General features: G+C 30.2%; 14 protein-coding genes. 5 read left to right on the top strand and 9 right to left on the bottom strand.

What is annotated here, in order from left to right; translation table 11 throughout:
* Window positions 1-47 precede the first annotated feature (47 nt).
* The 6 genes from ACQYZ7_RS07460 to ACQYZ7_RS07435 form a co-directional block, all read right to left on the bottom strand.
* Complete coding sequence (locus ACQYZ7_RS07460; RefSeq protein ID WP_430729142.1) at window positions 48-929, bottom strand: BadF/BadG/BcrA/BcrD ATPase family protein; 882 nt, start codon at window positions 927-929, stop codon at window positions 48-50.
* A complete protein-coding gene (locus ACQYZ7_RS07455) occupies window positions 930-1487 on the bottom strand; it encodes a LacI family DNA-binding transcriptional regulator (RefSeq protein WP_430729141.1) in 558 nt (185 codons plus the stop codon).
* Window positions 1477-3543, bottom strand: a complete 2067-nt coding sequence (locus ACQYZ7_RS07450; RefSeq protein WP_430729140.1) for a beta-N-acetylhexosaminidase — start codon at window positions 3541-3543, stop codon at window positions 1477-1479. Before ACQYZ7_RS07450 ends, ACQYZ7_RS07455 begins: the two co-directional genes overlap by 11 nt.
* Window positions 3544-3554: 11 nt before the next feature.
* Window positions 3555-5489 carry a glucosamine-6-phosphate deaminase gene (nagB, locus tag ACQYZ7_RS07445; RefSeq protein WP_430729139.1) on the bottom strand — a complete coding sequence of 645 codons (1935 nt, stop codon included), beginning with the start codon at window positions 5487-5489 and terminating at the stop codon, window positions 3555-3557.
* A gap of 185 nt (window positions 5490-5674) precedes the next feature.
* Window positions 5675-7210: a SusD/RagB family nutrient-binding outer membrane lipoprotein gene (locus tag ACQYZ7_RS07440; protein WP_430729138.1), complete on the bottom strand. Its 1536-nt coding sequence runs from the start codon at window positions 7208-7210 to the stop codon at window positions 5675-5677.
* Between the two features lie 20 nt (window positions 7211-7230).
* Window positions 7231-10368: a SusC/RagA family TonB-linked outer membrane protein gene (locus ACQYZ7_RS07435; RefSeq protein ID WP_430729137.1), complete on the bottom strand. Its 3138-nt coding sequence runs from the start codon at window positions 10366-10368 to the stop codon at window positions 7231-7233.
* Window positions 10369-10791: 423 nt separating this feature from the next.
* Here ACQYZ7_RS07435 and ACQYZ7_RS07430 point away from each other — a divergent pair, with 423 nt between their 5' ends.
* The 3 genes from ACQYZ7_RS07430 to ACQYZ7_RS07420 all read left to right on the top strand — a co-directional run bounded on the left by ACQYZ7_RS07430 (window position 10792) and on the right by ACQYZ7_RS07420 (window position 14140).
* Window positions 10792-11601, top strand: a complete 810-nt coding sequence (locus tag ACQYZ7_RS07430) for a sensor histidine kinase (RefSeq protein ID WP_430729136.1) — start codon at window positions 10792-10794, stop codon at window positions 11599-11601.
* Between the two features lie 2 nt (window positions 11602-11603).
* Complete coding sequence (locus tag ACQYZ7_RS07425; protein ID WP_430729135.1) at window positions 11604-12314, top strand: LytR/AlgR family response regulator transcription factor; 711 nt, start codon at window positions 11604-11606, stop codon at window positions 12312-12314.
* A gap of 95 nt (window positions 12315-12409) precedes the next feature.
* Window positions 12410-14140 (top strand): sodium:solute symporter family protein, encoded by a 1731-nt coding sequence (locus ACQYZ7_RS07420; RefSeq protein ID WP_430729134.1) that lies wholly within the window; start codon window positions 12410-12412, stop codon window positions 14138-14140.
* Between the two features lie 32 nt (window positions 14141-14172).
* Here the strand turns inward: ACQYZ7_RS07420 and ACQYZ7_RS07415 are convergent, their stop codons facing one another.
* Window positions 14173-15543 carry a tetratricopeptide repeat protein gene (locus tag ACQYZ7_RS07415; RefSeq protein WP_430729133.1) on the bottom strand — a complete coding sequence of 457 codons (1371 nt, stop codon included), beginning with the start codon at window positions 15541-15543 and terminating at the stop codon, window positions 14173-14175.
* 193 nt (window positions 15544-15736) lie between these two features.
* Here ACQYZ7_RS07415 and ACQYZ7_RS07410 point away from each other — a divergent pair, with 193 nt between their 5' ends.
* Together ACQYZ7_RS07410 and ACQYZ7_RS07405 are read left to right on the top strand one after the other, a co-directional pair.
* Entirely contained in the window at window positions 15737-16078 is a 342-nt protein-coding gene (locus tag ACQYZ7_RS07410) for a DUF2853 family protein (protein WP_430729132.1), read from the top strand.
* An 88-nt stretch (window positions 16079-16166) separates the two neighbouring features.
* Window positions 16167-17591, top strand: a complete 1425-nt coding sequence (locus ACQYZ7_RS07405; protein WP_430729131.1) for an L-serine ammonia-lyase — start codon at window positions 16167-16169, stop codon at window positions 17589-17591.
* A 3-nt stretch (window positions 17592-17594) separates the two neighbouring features.
* On the opposite strand, the gene ACQYZ7_RS07400 is transcribed toward ACQYZ7_RS07405, so the two are convergent.
* Complete coding sequence (locus tag ACQYZ7_RS07400) at window positions 17595-18233, bottom strand: SanA/YdcF family protein (protein ID WP_430729130.1); 639 nt, start codon at window positions 18231-18233, stop codon at window positions 17595-17597.
* Window positions 18234-18992 (bottom strand): peroxide stress protein YaaA, encoded by a 759-nt coding sequence (gene yaaA, locus ACQYZ7_RS07395; protein WP_430729129.1) that lies wholly within the window; start codon window positions 18990-18992, stop codon window positions 18234-18236.
* Window positions 18993-19086: the final 94 nt, after the last annotated feature.

The following is a 19086-nucleotide window of genomic DNA, read 5'->3' as shown; positions in this document are numbered from 1 at the left end:
ATAACGAATATCAAATTTACTCAATTAAAGTTATTCTTCCATAAAAATTAAGAAAATGATTTTTCCAAAAGCTTAGGGTTATTTTGTATTTTTTGTATGAACATTGTAAGTGGTCTTCTTATAAATAAAGTTACTGGTTTTAAATTATTTTTTGCCAATTCTTCATTTATTATTTTTTTTGCATGATATGCCACCGAACCTATAAAATACAGAGGTTTTTTTTCTAATTCTTCTTTGTAAGTTATTAATTGTTTATTTATAAATTCTGAAACACAAGATGCTACCAACTCTTGTACATAACTGTTTTCTATATTTGTAAATAAAAACCGAGCGTATTTTGCTAAGTACTTATTAGGTGTTTTTGAATTGTATAATTTAGATAATACTTTATCTGAGTTTAAATTAAATTCTTTTTCAAAAGAAAATTTTAAATCGTTAGGTAATTCATTAAAATAGTACGCTTTTAATAATTGCTTTCCTAAGTGATTACCACTACCTTCATCCATTAATAAATACCCCATTGATGTTATGCGCTTTTCTATTTTATTTCCATCAAAAAAACAACAGTTTGAACCTGTTCCTAAAATACAAACTACTGATGGTTCTATAGACGCTGACAACACTGCTAACATTATATCTTCTTGTATTTCTATTTTTTTTGCATTGCTATAATAATGTAACAGAACACTTTGTATTTTCTCTTTACTTTTTTCATTGTTACACCCTGCTCCAAAAAAATATATGAAACTGATTTCTTCTTTACAAGCTATCAATTCTTTTGAACTTCTAATAGTCTTATGAATTGCTTTCTTTTTTAAGATCGACGGATTTATTCCTTTTGTTCTAATTCTAGATTGAATGTTGCTTTGGTTGACGTTAAAAACAATCCAATCACATTTTGTAGAACCACTATCTGCAATTAAAATCATTTATGAGGTTTTTGATTTTATTCGAAAAATTAAATCATTAATTACTTTTTTACCCAATGTTAACCCTTCTATTTGGTTTGCTTTTAACAAGCCGGTTTCATTTTTACTATCTTTCTTACGAACTATTGTAAAAAGTATACCTTTTAGTTGTTTGGTATAATCAGTTATTGAAGTATTATGAGTATAAACTATGAGTCCATCTATTAAATCATCTGAAAGTAATTTTATGTATGTACTTTCTTTTTGCAAACTATTACATGTTTGGTATAACATTACTCTGTGCTCTTTACTACTAGATTCTTCTATGATTGCATTGATAAAATTATATATAAAATCATCTTTAAAATTTGGTACAATTACTCCTATGATATAATTTTTTCTTTTTTTTAAATTCTTTGCAAAAAAATTGGGTTTGTAGCATAAAGACTTTGCCACATCATTTATGTTTTTCTTTGTTACATTACTTATTTCATAACTATTATTTAATGCTTTTGAAACTGTAGATATTGAAAACCCAGTTTTTATTGCTATTTCTTTTAATGTAACATTAGTCTTCATTATTAATACTTTTTTGAAGAGTTAACAATGAATAATTATATAGCTTTTCTATGCTTTGTACAACCATTAACTCTGTATCTTCTAATGGTGTTTTTAAAAATTCTATTTGTTTTTCCAACTCTTTTCTATCTTTTTTAGATAACGCTGGGTTTTCTAACAGTTCTAAACAAAATAATGCTGTTTGATGTAGCGATTTATAATGCTTCCTATACTTATTTAAAATAGGATTGTTTGGTAATTTTAAAAAATCTGTATAACCTTTTTCCCACTTAATAAAGTATTTAATTATTTCCGATTTTTTAACTTCGTTAGGTGTTTTAATAAAATCACTTACTAATACATTAAAAGTATATGCATCTGCTGCATCTGCTGCACAAGCATCTGCAAAAAGTATAAAAGGTGAGAACGTTTTATATTCTGTACCTCCTTTGTTTCTAGTATAGACTTTTAAAGGTTCGTATACTCCAGTCAATACCTTTAATGGTTCAATTGTATTTGTCTTTGTTATATTTCTTAAAACAACTTCTACACTACTTTTATTAGTTACACCTATAAGCTCCAGATTATCATTGACTACTGTTAATCTTTTACGCATGTTAGCTATACTATTTACTTTTTTAGAAGACCAAAAACGTTCTGCTATTGCTGCTGTTCTAGGCCAAATACGTGAATCTATAGTTAATGGTGTTACCAATTCACTCCACATCGTTACTTCTCCTCCTAAAACTCTTTGCTCTTCTTCTTTGGTTAATTTTTTATTACCTATAGGATCAATCATATAATGGTAATTAACTGACTGTAACCTATCTATATAATAATCGTTAGATAGTACAACATTGTAACCTTTTTTTACTGCTTTTACTAAAGTTCCTTTTTCAAACCCCTCATTAACCCCTCTCCACGAATGAATAATAGCAGTTTTGGGCATATTTTTGGTCATTATCTCATCCCACCCCATTAACTTTTTATTGTATTTCGATAATATTTTTTGAAGCTTTATATTAAAATATGTTTGTAGCTCATGATTGCTTTTAAGATTATGCTCTTTTTTAAATTTTGAAATTTCTTTATTTTCATTCCAATGTTTACCTTCATTTTCATCTCCTCCAATATGAAAATATTCATCAGGAAACAACGCTGTTACTTCTGAAAACAATTTATCTAAAAACACATATACTTCTGCATTAGTGGGGTCTAATGTTGGATCGAAAACACCTGAGTAACGTTCTAATTCATATTTCTCGTTTTTTTTGCTTCCTAACTCAGGGTATGCTGTTAATATTGCTGTTGCATGTCCAGGTACGTCTATTTCTGGTATCACACGTATACCTAAAGAATTAGCATAATGAATTACATTTTTTATTTCACTATGTGTATAATAAAGATCATCAGAAGCTTCTTTATGTAATTTTGGAAATACTTTTGATTCTATTCTATAACCTTGGTCATCTGACAAATGCCAATGAAAAACATTCATCTTTAAAGCTGCCATAGCTCTTAAATTTCGCTTAATAACATGTACTGGTTGAAAGTGTCTCGCAACATCTATCATTAAACCTCTCCACACAAATCTAGGAGAGTCTTTAATAAGTACACCAGGGATGAAAAAATTTTCTTCATCAAAAGTTATTAACTGTACTACTGTTTCAAGAGCTCTAATTGCTCCGACATCCGTTTTAGCCTTTATTAAAACTTCTTGTTCTTTTACTTCTAAAACATAAGACTCATCTACATGAATACCCAGTTTTTCTATTTTATCAAACTCAACTTTAATTGTTGTGTTTTTAGCATTTAACCTAGGGAAACCTTCACTTATAAAAACACCTGTTTTATCTGTTATCCGTCTAATAATATTTCTTGCATAATTATATACTCTACCTTCTTTTTTTTGCACACTTATAGTAAAGCTAGCGTCAACTACAAGCTTCGTATTAGTTTTTGTTAACTCTTGCGGCCATGGCATTAAGTTAAGTTCGTTCCTTAATTTATCTTGTGCTTTTATGCTAATACAAATTAGCCATAAGACAATAAATATGTTTTTAGAAGATCTAATCATGAAGTAGTTTTTTAAAAATAATGTCTTTTAAATGCTTCGATTGCTGCGTAATTTGCCATTCCCAAATCATGATACTTTTCAGCAGTTAATCTATTCCTATCTTCTGCTCTTACCCAGAATTCTCTTGTATCATCTCCTCTAAACATTACTTTATCTTTTTGTGATTGGTGATAAAAAATAGCATGTCGCTTTTTTATAACTTGATCTGGACTAAGTGGTACTGCCATTTCAATCTCAAAAGGTTCCCATTCAAACCATGCTCCTCTATACAACCATACCCAGCAATCTTCCATCATTTTTTTAGGCTTTAATTGTTTTAAAGCTTCAAAAAGAGCATCTAAACACACTTTATGAGTTCCATGAGGATCGGCTAAATCACCTGCGGCGTATATTTGATGAGGCTTTACCTCTTCTATTAAATCACGCATAATTTTCACATCAACATCAGATAAGTTATTTTTCTTTACTTTCCCTGTCTCATAAAAAGGAAGGTTTAAAAAGTGTACAAATTCATCTGGTAATCCTAAATAACGGGTAGCAGCATATGATTCTGCTTTTCTAATAGTTCCTTTTAAAAGTTGTACTTCTTTTGAAGCTACTGCTTTTTTATTATTTTCATTAATCTTAAAAATCACTTTATTTAAATGATCCTTGTCTGTGGTAAGCACTTTAGCCACTTCAGCAAACTTTAAAGCATCTTCATCGGTTACAGCAATACTACCAGAGGTTTGGTAAGCCACATGAACCTCGTGTCCTTGCTCAATTAACCTATCAAAAGTACCTCCCATAGATATTACATCGTCATCTGGATGTGGACTAAAAATTATTATTCTTTTTTTATGAGGTGTTTCTCTTTCAGGTCTATTTGTATCATCTGCATTAGGTTTTCCTCCAGGCCAGCCTGTAATAGTGTGTTGTAATGCATTAAAAATTTTTATATTTAAACTGTAAGCACTCCCTTCTTCTGCTAATAATCCTGACATTCCGTTTTCATTGTAATCCTTATCGGTAAGCTTTAATATTGGTTTTTTTACTTTTTCACTTAACCAGAAAACAGCTTTCTTTTTTAGCTCTTTACTCCAAAAACAAGACATTACCAACCACGGTGTTTTTATTCTTGTAAGTTCTGAAGCCGATTCTACATCTAAAATAAATGTAGTATTCTTATGGTCTTGCAGGTAAGTAGCTGGTATTTGTGGAGATATTTTTCCTTCAATAGTATGTTGTATAACTTTTGCTTTGTTTACACCCCATGCTAATAAAACAATTCTTTTTGCTTTTTTTATGGTACTTATTCCCATAGTAATTGCTTTTTTAGGAACATTATCTATTCCTAAAAAACTTGAGGCAGCATCTTGTCTCGTAACATGATCTAAGGTTATACTTCTTGTACTTGAGTTATAATGAGATCCTGGTTCGTTAAAGCCTATGTGACCTGTTCTCCCTATTCCTAATAATTGAAAATCTAATCCTCCTGCTTCTTTTATTTTTAATTCATAATCTATACAATATTGATAAATCTCTTCTGATGATAAAGTTCCATCCGGAATATGAATGTTTTCTGACAAGATATCTACATGATTGAACAAGTGCTCGTGCATAAAATAATAGTAGCTCTGTACATCATTAGTCTTCATTGGTAAATATTCATCAAGATTGAACGTAATCACATTATTAAAGCTTAAACCTTCTTCTTTATGTAATCTTACCAATTCTTCATAAACTTTAATTGGTGAAGAACCTGTTGCTAACCCTAAAACACACTTTTTATTTTCTTTAGCTTTTTGTTTAATTAAATCAGCAATTTCATGTGCTACTATTTTGGAAGCCTGGAGTGAATTATTAAAAATTATATTATGGATTTTCTCAAATCTAGTTTCTTCAAATTGTCCTGCTGGTTTATGAACAATTGCTTCTCTATTATAGGTTTTTATATCTCCAATCATGTTTTTGTCTTTTAGGTAAATTTATTTATTACTTCCCTTTTTTATCTTTTTTTTCGACTAAAAGCATTAAACACTAGACAAAAAACAAGCGAGAATAATTAAACATATTCTCGCTTGACGATTAAATGTAAATCCTTAAATTATATAAGATAATTTACAAAGGAGGGAGTTAAAACAAAGTTTACTTAATCCATATCCCACCACAACTTAGTATTCATCTCATCTGGTCCTTGTTGCTGTATTGCTACAGTAATATTTTCTTTATTTAATGTCTTTTCTGTTGATGAATACGGTAACCTATTTGGTACATTACCGTTATTTGGTTGAGAAACCCAATAATTAGTATTATCTGTAATTTGTGGTATTAAATTTGTCCTTCTTACCAAACTCCAACTTTCGTAACCATTTGTTAACGAGGATAACCAACGTTGGTTATATACTTGCCTCAACTGCTCTTCGTTACTTCCTGATAATGTTGCTATAGGTTCACTTGTAATAAAGGCTCCTGATTCAGCACCCCAAAAACGTATACTAGATGAAATTCCTGCTTGATAAGATGTATTTGCATTTCCTGCATAGCCTAACAAAGCTGCTTCTGCTTGTAAAAAGTTAGACTCTGCTGCTGTTAAAACCATTACATCTACTTGGTCTTTTAAGTCACTTAATCCTTTTCCTATAATTTTTTCGCTAGGTTTTGCCATGTCTTCCCATTCTGGAGCTGTACGTATGTTTACAAAACTACCTTTATATCCACCATTTTCTGCTTCTGTAAGAATTTCTGCTAATCTAGGATCATTATTATCTCTTAATAAACTTACATAGCGTTCGGTTGGTACCCATTTAGAACCTAAACCAGCAAACCCCCAATAAACATCTTCAAAACCTCCATCTAAATTTGCATTAATTAAAGGTTCTTTTGACCTTTCAAGAGTAGCTTCATTACTATCATCTATTAGTGGATTTGATAAACAGTCATTAATAACTGCGTCAATGAAACTCGATTCTCCTTCTGCAATAAATGCATCTCTACTTCGCAAGGCCATTCTCAAACGTAATGTATTTGCTAAAACTTTCCATTTTTGTGGGTCACCTTGATAAATAAAATCTCCTTTTGCGCCATTAATAGTTTCTGTAGAAGCTCCAATAATATTCATCTGTTCTTTCAAGTCTTCTATTATAAACTTATAGATTTCTTTTTGTGTTTCATATTTTGGACTTAATACTTCTATTTGAGGAACTATTATTTCTTTATGAGGTACGTTTCCAAAAATATCTGTCATTTTTTGAGTAAACATAGACATCATTATTCTTGTGATGGCCATACCACGTACATCATTAAGATCCTGATACTCTATCAATAAAGCTCTTAAGTTAATACTGCTCTTTTTATACGGTTGATCAAAAACACCATTGGTCCAACCTTGATCATTTTGATAACTATCAACACCTGCCCACCAAGTACCTTGAACATTTGTTGTAAATTGATGTGCAAATTGAGAGGTATATAATAAGTTACCTCTCCATGATACAAATCTGGGTTCTGCAAATGTAAAATACTGAACTCCTCCTAAAAGGTTTTCTGCTCTTGCATTAGTTGGTAAATTCGGGTTTCTGTTTATCTCTTCAAAATCACTTGTACAAGAAAAAGTTGAAGCTATTACAATTAGTATTAAAGCAATATTGGCAATTTTAATACTATTTTTTTTATTTCTATTATTCATAATATTATAGTATGTTTTTTTTAAAAGGATACTGCTAATTTTAACCCATGACTTGAAGTAGAAGGCATATCAAAAAACTCAATTCCTTGAATTGCCGTATTAAACCCTACTTCTGGATCAAAGTTTCTTGTGTTCTTATGAAGTATTGCTAAATTTCTCCCTACGTAACTTATTGATGCCTTTGAAATTGAAAATTTCTTTAAAAAATTTGGGGACAAATTATAAGTAAGTGACAACTGTCTTAACTTTACAAAACTTGCATCAGAAATCCAGTTTTCTGAAATATTCCCTAACCTATTGTAATAAGTTTGTGGGTCTACTCCTCTAGTAACTATATTTGACGGTAAAGCTCCTCCTTCAATGGTTGTTCCTTCTGGTACAAGAATTCCTTGACCTCCTTCATAAAAGGTTCTTCCTTGTAAAGTTATTTCATCGGTTCCTTGTACTCCTGCTAATCGGTCTGTAAAAGAGAAAACATCCCCACCTGAACGTATATCTATTAAGAAATCTAATTCAAAATTTTTATAGGTAAATGTATTGGTGATACCCATTAAAAAGTCTGGAGTTACGTTTCCTATTACTCCTGCTTCTCCTACTATTGGCAGTCCATCGGTGTCATAAATTTTATTACCATCGTTATCTCTTTTAAATGTAGACCCTACTAAGTCTCCATATAAACTACCTTCTGTTGCTACAAGTTGAATAACATCATTAAACTGACGGGCTAGTATAGTTGAAGGGAGACCGTCAACTAATTTTTCTATTCTGTTTTCATTTTTTGTGAAATTTATGGCTGTATTCCACGAAAAGTTTTTATTCTTTATAGGTGTACCTGTCAAAGCTATTTCTAAACCGCTATTTCTAATTAATCCTGCGTTTATCAACTTACTTTGCGCTCCAGAAGTTGCTGGTAATGATATTTGTAGTATTTGATTTTTAGTTTCTTTATTGTAATATGTAAAATCTATTCCCAATCTATTTTCAAAAAAGCTAGCATCTAAACCTATTTCATATTCGGTAGATAATTCTGCCTTTAAATTTGAGTTAGGTATGATGTATCCTGGTGAAGCTCCTTCTTCTGCATCTCCAGCTGGTAATTGAGAGTTACCTAAGTATAATAGTGATAATCCGTTATAAGGTTTTGAAGTAACTGTAAAAACAGAGCTTAATAAATGAGGTAAAGTTGCGTTACCTGTTCTTGCTGCACTTGCCCTTAATTTTAATCTATTTATTTTTTCTGTTTTAATATTAAATATTTCACCTAACAAAAAGCTAGTTCCTATTGATGGATAAAAGAATGAAGCATTTTCCTCTGGTAAAGTAGAACTCCAATCATTTCTAGCTGTAAGCTCTATAAATGCATAATTGTTATACCCTAATTGTACGCTTCCAAATAATGATTGAGATTTTGTTCTATTCAAAAATGTAGAAACACTCTTGTAAGTAAAGTTATTTACTGAAAATAAATCTTCATCTAATAAATCATTAGCTTGTGTTCTATTTGTTTTTGAATTAGTTTCAACACTATTGAACCCAAAAGTTGCGTCTAGTGATAGTTTATCTGTTATATTACCATTATAGAACATCATTAAATCTAGGTTATTTAAAACTGATTGATTTGTTATTTCTACTAACCCTCCTGTTGGCGCTATATCAAAAGCTCCTATAGGTTGATAAATTGATGCTGCATAATTACTTTGATCTCTCGAATATCTTGCTGTGGCTGATAAGTTTTCTGTAACCTGATATGTTGCACTTAATAACCCTGTAAACCTATTTTTATCATCTTCATTTATTTTAGTGTTTACCGCATAATAAGGGTTCATCGTAAAAGCTCCTCCTCCGTAGTTATTTGGTTTTCCATCTGACTTTATATAATTTTCAGAGAGTATTTGATTAGATATATTACGAGGTTTCAAAATTAATGCTCTAACTGTATTTGCTTGCCCATCTGTAATATCTGGTCTATTCGTAGCTGTATTGTTTATATATGAAATTTTGGCCTGTACCTTTAACTTATCTGTTATATTGGTAAAGGTATTTAACAAAATACTGTTTCTTTCAAAATCACTACCTTTCAATACTGGAGCGTTGGTTAAGTTTGTATAAGACAATCTATAGTTAGACACTTTATTTCCTCCTGATGCACTTATTGAGTTTATAAAAGTTGAGCCCGTTTTGTAAAAGTCTTTGAAACTATTTGGATTTGCTTTATAAACATCGGTTCCTACTCCATCAAACCTTATTCTTTGAGAGCCATCTAATTTTGGTCCCCAACTTCCCGATTTAGTTATATCATATTCTAACGAATTTGTAGCTGCATTATATGTTCCTTGCCCATAACTATTTTGTAATCTAGGAGCTACTAAAACATTATCAAGTGTTGTGCTAGAGCTAAAATCAATCTTTACTTTTCCTTCTTTACCTCCTTTTGTTGTTACTACAATAACTCCACTCGCGCCCCTATAACCATAAAGAGCCGTTGCGTTCCCCCCTTTTAATACATTTATACTTTGAACATCTTCTGGGTTTATGTCTGCCAAAGCGTTACCATAATCAAGCCCACCAGTAAAGCTTCCTTGCCCTAAACCTGTATTATCTACGATAACTCCATCTATTACAATAAGTGGATTATTTGATACTAAGGAAGAAACCCCTCTAATATTTATGGATGCGGAACCAGCTACTCCTGAACCGTTTTGATTTATTTGAACCCCAGTGACCTTTCCTGATAAAGCATTTGTTATGTTGGTTGTTTTAACTTTGTTTAGGTCTTTACTTTTTATAGTTTGTAAAGAATAACCTAGCTTTTTCGATTCTTTTTTAATACCTAATGCTGTTACAACAACTTCTTCTAACAGATTCGATTCTTCTAAGGCTACATTTATTGTATTAGTTTCTACTACAACTTCTACCTTTTTCATTCCAACAAAAGAAAAAACTAAAACATTTCCTTTTGACGCTTTTATAGTATACTTACCGTTAAAGTCAGCTTCGGTTCCCTTTGTTGTTCCTTTAACAATTACATTTACTCCTGGTAAAGGTAAACCATCAGTTGCAGATGTTACCTTACCTATTATTACTTTTTCTTGTGCGGTAATGATTATACTAAACAACATAAAACCCCAAAAGAACAGTAGTATTTTATTTTTTTTCATACGAGTGGTTAATTAAAAAGAATTTAAGCTAAATTTATGTTTAATTCTTTTTCTTAAAAAAATAATATACCAACAACACAAAAAAAACAACAAACGACATCTTTTTTTAAACTTTTGTACTTTTTTTAACAAAAACTACCTGGTATAGTTTAAAATAGCTACTTTCATGATTTTTATAAAATGAAATCATTAGCTTCTTTAAAAAATAATAAAACCATACCAAGAAAATATCATGTTATTTTTTGGGTTAGTTATTTTTGCTTTAATGTAGTTAGATGGGGGAGCTATTTTGGGGATTATTGGTATTCTCTTAAATCAAATTTAATTGAATTTCCTTTACATATTATTCTTGTTTACACTAGCATATACTTTCTTGTCCCTAATTTTTTAACCAAAAGAAAATATAAAACTTATATTTTTTTATTGATTGCTTCATTGGGCTTTTTATATATAATTAGAACAGGATTAAATTATTTATTAGTTACAAAAAACATCTGGCCAGAATCTGATGGCCACCAACAAGCTTTCACTTTTAATCATATTATTGCTGTTACCTTAGGTGAGCTTTATGTACTTGCTTTGGCTACTGCTATTAAATTTACGATAGACTGGGTTTATCAAAAGAAAAGAATTGCTACTTTACAAAAAGAACAACTAAAAAGTGAACTTAATTTTTTAAAAACACAAATTCAACCTCACTTTTTCTTTAATACATTAAATAATTTATACGCACTTACATTAGAACAATCTGAACAAGCACCAGAGGTCGTTTTAAAATTATCTAATATAATGCAGTATGTTATTTATGATGTAACAAAACCAAAAGTAAAACTACTTAACGAAGTACAACACATTCAGAACTATATCGACTTAGAAAGATTAAGATGCCATAAAGATGCAATAATAAATATTGAAATTAGTGGAGAAATAGATAATGTAAAAATACCTCCACTCATTTTTTTATCATTTATTGAAAATAGTTTTAAACACGGAAATAAAAGTAGTCCTAACTTTTATATATACATTAGTATCGAAAAACAACCTGAAAACCGATTACTGTTTTCAATAAAAAACTCTTATGAAAAAGATAGCTTGTTTAAGAATAGTGAAAAAAATGGTATTGGAAATATAAATACTAAAAGACGATTAAACTTACTTTACAAAAACAGCTACGACTTATCTTTTTCAAAAAATAAAAATAATTACTGTGTAACCCTAAATATACCTTTATAAAAGTGAAAATTAATACTATTATAATTGATGATGAGCCTTTTGCTATTAAAGTTATTCAAAAGCATTTAGAGAAATTTAAAAACTTTAACGTTGTTGGTACTTTTAACAATCCTATCGATGCTATTAATGTTATTGAAAATGAAAATATAGATGTCATTTTTTTAGATATTAATATGCCAAAAATGAATGGCATAGAGTTTATAAAAAATATAACTTTAAAATCTCATGTAGTAATAACTACCGCATATAGAGAGTTTGCTATAGATGCATATGAACTTGATGCTCTTGATTACTTAGTTAAACCAATTCCTTTTAATCGTTTTTTAAAAACAGTTAATAAACTTACTCAACGTATTTCTAATACTAGCTATAATATTTCACAAAAAAACGATGCTTATATCTTTTTAAAAGTAGATAAAAAGCTTGTTAAAATTAAATATAAAGACATTCTATACATAGAAAGTTTAAAAGACTACATAAAGGTTAGTACTATTACCGATAATCATATTGTGCATAAATCTCTAACCAGTATTTCAGAAGAGTTACCTAATGACCTTTTTCTAAGAATACATCGCTCATACACAATTTCAATCGATAAAATAAATTATGTAGAAGGAAACTCTTTAACAATAAATAAGAAACGAATTCCTATAGGGCGCAAATACCTATCAAACACAAAGCAGGTTATTTTAAATACGAATAACAATAATTAATAGTTTTATGCTGTTTAACAACCTAACGATGTATTTAGTAGATTTTTTTTATAAGACTAACAAAATTTAATTAAGTTTAAGCCAAAAATAAATTCATGGTTAATTTAAGTAGTTTAGATTTTATAATTATAGTTGCCTTCTTTATTATATCCTTATTCATCGGAATTTGGGCCTCAAAATCAGCAGGTAAGAATAGTTCTGAATTCTTTTTATCAGGAAGAAACATGCCTTGGTGGTTATTAGGTGTTTCTATGGTAGCAACTACTTTTGCTGCAGATACTCCTGGATTAGTAACTGAATTGGTTAGAAAAAATGGTGTTTCAGGAAACTGGGTTTGGTGGGCAATGCTACTTACAGGAATGTTAACCGTATTTTTTTATGCTAAGTTGTGGAGAAAATCAGGAATTACAACAGATTTAGAGTTTTATGAATTACGGTACTCTGGTAAAATGGCAAGCTTTTTAAGAGGTTTTAGAGCTATTTATTTAGGAGTTATTTTCAATGTAATTACTATGGCTGGTGTATGTTTAGCTGGTGCCAAAATTGCCAATATTTTATTAGGAATTTCTCAAGGGGAAATGCTACTATACTCATCTATAATTGTAGTTATTTATTCTTCTTTAGGTGGATTAAAAGGCGTATTACTTACTGATTTTGTTCAGTTTTTAATTGCCATGATTGGTTCAGTCTGGGCTACTATCTATATTATAAATTTGCCTGAAATCAACGGACTTTCAAATTTATTAACACACCCCAACGTGAGTGATAAACTAGCAATGCTTCCTGATTTTTCAGATAAAGAGGCTCTTATTACGTTGTTTATTATCCCTTTTGCTGTACAATGGTGGAGTACTTGGTATCCTGGTGCGGAACCTGGTGGTGGTGGTTATATTGCACAACGAATGTTAGCTGCTAAAGACGAAAAAAATGCAACATGGGCTACTTTATTTTTTAATTTCGCTCATTACGCTTTACGTCCTTGGCCATGGATTATTGTCGGACTCGCTTCATTAATTATCTTTCCAAGTTTAGATAGTATGAATCAAGCTTTTCCTAGTTTAACAGCAGAAATGCAAGGTCATGATGTTGGTTATGCTGCTATGATGACATACTTACCTACTGGCTTATTAGGAATTGTATTAACATCGTTAATAGCTGCTTTTATGAGTACGATTTCTACTCAATTGAATTGGGGAAGCTCATATGTAGTAAATGATTTTTATAGTAGATTTATCAATAAAAATGCTTCAGAAAAACAAAAAGTTGTAGTTGGTAGAATATCAACTGTAGTACTAATGCTTTGTGCTGCATTATTTTCTTTCTATTTACAATCAGCCAAAAGTGTTTTCGACTTATTACTACAAATTGGTGCTGGTACAGGACTATTGTTTATTTTACGTTGGTTTTGGAGTAGAATAAACCCTTATAGTGAAATTGCTGCTATGGCTATTTCTTTTATTATTGCTCTATTCTTTTTTATCAATGGAAAAATGGAAACTCCAATCATAGAAATTGCTAGCTATTGGCAGTTAATCATCGGTGTTTTTATCACAACTATTGGGTGGATTATTGTAACTCTTTTCACACAACCTACAGATACTAAAACATTAGAAAATTTTGACAGCCTTATTTTTGAAGGAGAAGATAAATTTAAAAATGTTGGATTTAAAATTGTTGGATTCGTAACTGGAACTATTGGTGTATACAGCTTCTTATTTGCTACCGGAAACTGGATTTATGGTGAAATAACTCTTGCTATTACACTTTCAGTAATTACTTTAATTTCTATATTAATACTGAAAAAGATATGGAAATATATCTCCTAATAAAAAGAATCTAATACAACTATTTTAAGTATTTATTGTACAGCTTTATCGTAACTAGAAATGATTTTTTGTATGCTGTCTTTTTCAAAAACAGAAGGATACAACTCTTTTATGATTGTATGATATTCAAAATCGATTGCTAGAGCATTTTTCAGGTGTGTTATACTATATTCTTCTTTACCAAGAATCATAAATAACCCACACAACCTGTACTCTATTTCTGCAAACTCTTTATATGTTTTTTTTGCTTGAATTAATATCTTAAGAGCTTCGTTAAACTCTCCTAAAAACAATAAAATATCAGCCAACGCTACATATATTTCAATTTCTTTATCTCCTAGTGACAAACAAGTTTTAAAGGCTTTAACTGATTCTTCGTAAAAATTAAGCTTCAAATTAATATCTCCGTAACGTCTCCAATACAAAACGTTTGCTTCATCTATATGAATAGCTTTATTTATATAATATAATGCCTTTTGATAGTTCTCTTGATTGTAACAAGCATTCGTTAGTAAAATCCAACCTCTATCTAAAAGAGGATCTTCATGCACTGCTTTTTTATAAAAATGAATAGCTGTTTGTGTATTATTTAGCTTTTCATAACACTCTCCTATTCTTATGTATGCATAAGCTGTTGGATCATCTAACTCTAATGTTACTAAGTAATTTTCTATAGCTTCTTCGTAACGATTTAGCTCTTCTAAGGTTTTTGCTTTTTCTAAATACCCTCCAATAAAACTATCATCAATTAATACTGCATAGTCAAAAGCTGTTAATGACTCTTTATACATTCCTAACTCAAAATATTGCTTTCCTAATTGATGCCATGCAACTTCACAGTAGGGATTCTTATCTAAATATGCATTTAAAAACTTAATTGCATCTTTATGACTACCTTCCATGTCAAAGCAATACACAATGTTGTATAATGATGAATAATCTTCATAATCTACCTCTATACATTTAGCGAAGTTTAAGCGTGCATTTTCAAAATCATCAAGGTATAAATACTCCATACCTATCATTGACCAAACATCGGATGGATCTTCTATATACTGTAAAGATTCTTTTAAAATAGCAATTGCTTCAGTATGCTTCTTCTTTTTAGATAGAATAATTGCTTTTTGGATAAAAACCTCATCATTATGAGGTTCTACAGCTTCAATATTAGATAACATCTTTATTGCTTCATGCAATTGATCTTCAAAAATTAAAATTTCTACTTTCATTAATTTTAATTGAATTGAAGATGGATGCTGCTCCAAACCTAACTGTACAGCTTTTTTTGCCAACGACTGTTTACCTATATTTAAATAATGCTCTATAATTGTTTCAAATTCTACAGCATCAAAAAAATATACCTCATTGGTTTTCAACATGGATTCAAATTTTGATAATGACATAGGCTACAGATTTGAATTTATATAAAATTACTACAAGAACAGCACCTATTTACCTATCTGTTTATTTCTTTTCAACAATTTAATTAACAATATTGTCTCTCTTTCTTATTAACACTAAGTTGTTTGAAAGAGTTAATTATTTTTCTATATTTGGAAGAACAAAAAATTAATATCTAATTTTAAACAAAAAATCATGAGTAAATTTGACGAAAAAGTAGCGCTTTATAAAAAATTTATGGACGATAGAGATATCCGTTCTAACACTGATTTATTAACTGCTGTTACAAAAGGTTTAGGACCTTCTATTTATAAAAATGATGCTGAAACAGTATCTGGTAGTGATCCTAAAGAACTAGAAACCGTTAAGAAAAATTTCTTAATGAAAAAATTAGGTTTAGCTGATGGATCTGAATTAGATAAGGCTATTGGAGAAGTTATGGAGAGAATTGGAAAGTCTGAAAGAAACAAGTACCGTGCTGTAGTATACTACATGTTAGTAAAGAAATTTGACAAAGAATCTGTTTACGGGATGTAATAACACTCTTTTAATAAATATAAATCCTGTATTTAAGTTTTAAATACAGGATTTTTTTATTTTAGCCGTTAACAAACAACTTACATTTATGTCGCAATTTATTAGCGTTTTTGATATGCTTAAAATTGGGGTGGGACCTTCTAGCTCTCATACCCTTGGCCCTTGGAGAGCGGCCCAACAATGGATACAAAAATTAAAAGAAACGAATGAATTTCTTTTAATTGAAGAGATCAAAGTAGATTTGTATGGTTCTCTTTCGTTAACTGGTAAAGGGCATGCGACAGATTTAGCCGTTTTACTTGGTTTAAGTGGTGCTGATCCAGAGTATATTCCTATTGAAACTATTGATGTAGTTATTAGTGATATTCAAACTAAAGAGCTATTATTTTTTAATAATGAAAAGAATATTGTCTTTGCTAATAACTCAGTAAAATTTAACAAAGAATTTTTACCTTTTCATGCGAATGGAATGACTTTTAGAGGATACGCTAATGGGGTAGAAATTTCAACTGAAACCTATTACTCTATTGGTGGAGGTTTTATTGTACAAGAAGACGATAATCTTGCTGAGGATATTGAAATTAACAAACAAAACTTTCCGTTTCCAATAAACAGAGCTACTGAACTAGAAGCTTATTGTGAAAAGGAAGGCTTGAATATTTCTGATATTGTATACCAAAACGAACTCGTAATTAATTCTGCTGAAGAAATTGATAAAGAGTTACACCGTATATGGAATACCATGTTAGAATGTATGTATATTGGTTGTCATACTAAGGGAATTTTACCTGGTGGATTAAATGTAAAGCGACGTGCATTTGAAACACATCAAAAACTTATTAAAGATGCTGAATATAGCAATCAGCAGGAATGGATTACATCTATTAGAGCTACAGAAGTTAAGTTTCGTGAAATTTTAAAATGGGTAAGTTGTTTAGCCTTGTCGGTTAATGAAGTAAATGCTGCTTTAGGTAGAGTTGTTACTGCTCCTACTAATGGAAGTGCCGGAGTAATTCCTGCTGTAATAATGTATTATTTAGTAATAGAAAATCACGATGCTACTTTTGAAGACGTTAAAAAATTCTTACTAGTTGCTGGAGAAATAGGAAGTATTTTTAAGAAAAATGCTACGATTTCTGCTGCTATGGGTGGTTGTCAAGCTGAAATTGGAGTATCATCAGCTATGGCTGCTGCTGCTTTAACTGAATTATTAGGAGGAACTCCATCACAATGTTTAGTTGCTGCTGAAATTGCCATGGAACATCACTTAGGACTTACTTGTGACCCTATTGGCGGATTAGTACAGGTACCTTGTATTGAACGTAATGCTATGGGAGCTATTAAAGCTATTAACGCTGCTGAATTAGCCTTAGAAACTAACCCAAAAGAGTCTAAAGTCCCTTTAGACAAAGTAATTGATACTATGTGGGAAACCGCTAAAGATATGAATAAAAATTATAAGGAAACCTCAGAAGGAGGATTAGCTGTAACTGTACGATTAGCTGATTGTTAATCCTTATTTAATTTCAATAGGCTTTCCTAAAAACTTAGGCTTTATATTAAAAAGAATATCAACAAAAACTTTTACTCTAGCTAAGTATTCTCTTAGCTGGACTTTTATTGCTTTTTTACCTGAAACTCCTTTAGCATTAAAGCCTATTGCGTCAATATCAAAATGATTTGCTAAGTATAAAGCCCTTTCATTATGGAATTGTTGAGATATAATAGTTATAGAGGTTTGACCAAATATTTCTTTCACCCTCACCATGGAATCCAATGTTCTGAACCCCGCATAATCCAAGTAAATTTTATTTTCAGGAATTCCAGCTTCTATTAAATCGTTTTTAAAATCAGTGGGCTCATCGTATCCCTCAGAGCCATTATCACCACTTACTAAAATAAAATCAATCTTTTTTGCTTTGTATAATTCCACTGCAGCATTCAATCGAAATTGATAATACAAGTTTACTCTTCCATCAGAAAGATACTTCACTGTCCCTAACAACAACCCTACTTTATTTTTGGGTATTGCTCCCGTAGTATTAAATAACTTTCCTTCTGCATTATTAATTATTACTTTATTTGAAACGTAAATAAAAATAACAACTAGCAAACAACTTAAAAGAAAAAGAATAGCAACTTTTTTTCGTTTCATTTATCTTGTAAATACTAAATCTGTTTCATTAGACATTTCTTCAGAAAAACCATATCCGTCAACATCAAAACCTTTTAACTCTTTTAAAGTCTCTACATTATTATCTATAATATAGCGCACCATTAATCCACGAGCTTTTTTAGCAAACGTCATAATAGTCTTATACTGTCCGTTTTTAAAATCTTTAAAAACTGGAGTTATCATAGGTACTTTTAATGTTTTTTTAGGAAGTGCTTTAAAATATTCTGCACTTGCTAAGTTAATTAACAACTCACCACCCTCTAACTCTTCATTTAATGATTCCGCTAATATAGTATCCCAAAACTTATATAAATTTTCTCTTCTACCTACTTTTAACCTAGTTCCCATTTCTAAGCGGTATGGCTGAATTAAATCCAATGGCTTTAATAATCCGTACAATCCTGATAAAATTCTCAACTTATCTTGTAAAACTGGAATTTTATCTTCCGAAATAGAATTAGTATCAATCCCTCTATAAACTTCACCTGTAAAAGCAAACACTGCTTGTTTTGCATTATCTAAAGAAAAAGGAGGCTTCCAATCTTGATTTCTTTCATAATTTAACCTTGCTAAATCATCTGAAATCTTCATTAACTCACTCAACTTTTTCCTTGAAAGTGTTTTTAGCTTCTTATTCAACTTTTCAGATTGTTCTAAAAACCTAGGTTGTGTATATACATCGGTAGTAACTTTGTTTTCAAAGTCTAACGATTTTGCTGGTGATATAATAATTTTCATGTTATAAATATTTAAAGTAAAAATAAGAAGCTATTCTAAAACCATCAATTACTTTAAGTAATTAATATTGATTGTAGTATTGATATTTTTAATA

This window comes from Tenacibaculum sp. SDUM215027 (assembly GCF_050566205.1).
In the GTDB taxonomy this organism is placed as follows: Bacteria; Bacteroidota; Bacteroidia; order Flavobacteriales; family Flavobacteriaceae; genus Polaribacter.
Note: the sequence above shows the minus strand (reverse complement) of the source record. Positions and strands in the feature narration are given on the sequence as shown.

Coding starts and splice junctions, on each gene's coding strand:
- ACQYZ7_RS07460 (WP_430729142.1), bottom strand. CDS start 929: ATGATTTTAATTGCAGATAGTGGTTCTACAAAATGTGATTGGATTGTT.
- ACQYZ7_RS07455 (WP_430729141.1), bottom strand. CDS start 1,487: ATGAAGACTAATGTTACATTAAAAGAAATAGCAATAAAAACTGGGTTT.
- ACQYZ7_RS07450 (WP_430729140.1), bottom strand. CDS start 3,543: ATGATTAGATCTTCTAAAAACATATTTATTGTCTTATGGCTAATTTGT.
- nagB (WP_430729139.1), bottom strand. CDS start 5,489: ATGATTGGAGATATAAAAACCTATAATAGAGAAGCAATTGTTCATAAA.
- ACQYZ7_RS07440 (WP_430729138.1), bottom strand. CDS start 7,210: ATGAATAATAGAAATAAAAAAAATAGTATTAAAATTGCCAATATTGCT.
- ACQYZ7_RS07435 (WP_430729137.1), bottom strand. CDS start 10,368: ATGAAAAAAAATAAAATACTACTGTTCTTTTGGGGTTTTATGTTGTTT.
- ACQYZ7_RS07420 (WP_430729134.1), top strand. CDS start 12,410: ATGGTTAATTTAAGTAGTTTAGATTTTATAATTATAGTTGCCTTCTTT.
- ACQYZ7_RS07415 (WP_430729133.1), bottom strand. CDS start 15,543: ATGTCATTATCAAAATTTGAATCCATGTTGAAAACCAATGAGGTATAT.
- ACQYZ7_RS07410 (WP_430729132.1), top strand. CDS start 15,737: ATGAGTAAATTTGACGAAAAAGTAGCGCTTTATAAAAAATTTATGGAC.
- ACQYZ7_RS07405 (WP_430729131.1), top strand. CDS start 16,167: ATGTCGCAATTTATTAGCGTTTTTGATATGCTTAAAATTGGGGTGGGA.
- ACQYZ7_RS07400 (WP_430729130.1), bottom strand. CDS start 18,233: ATGAAACGAAAAAAAGTTGCTATTCTTTTTCTTTTAAGTTGTTTGCTA.
- yaaA (WP_430729129.1), bottom strand. CDS start 18,992: ATGAAAATTATTATATCACCAGCAAAATCGTTAGACTTTGAAAACAAA.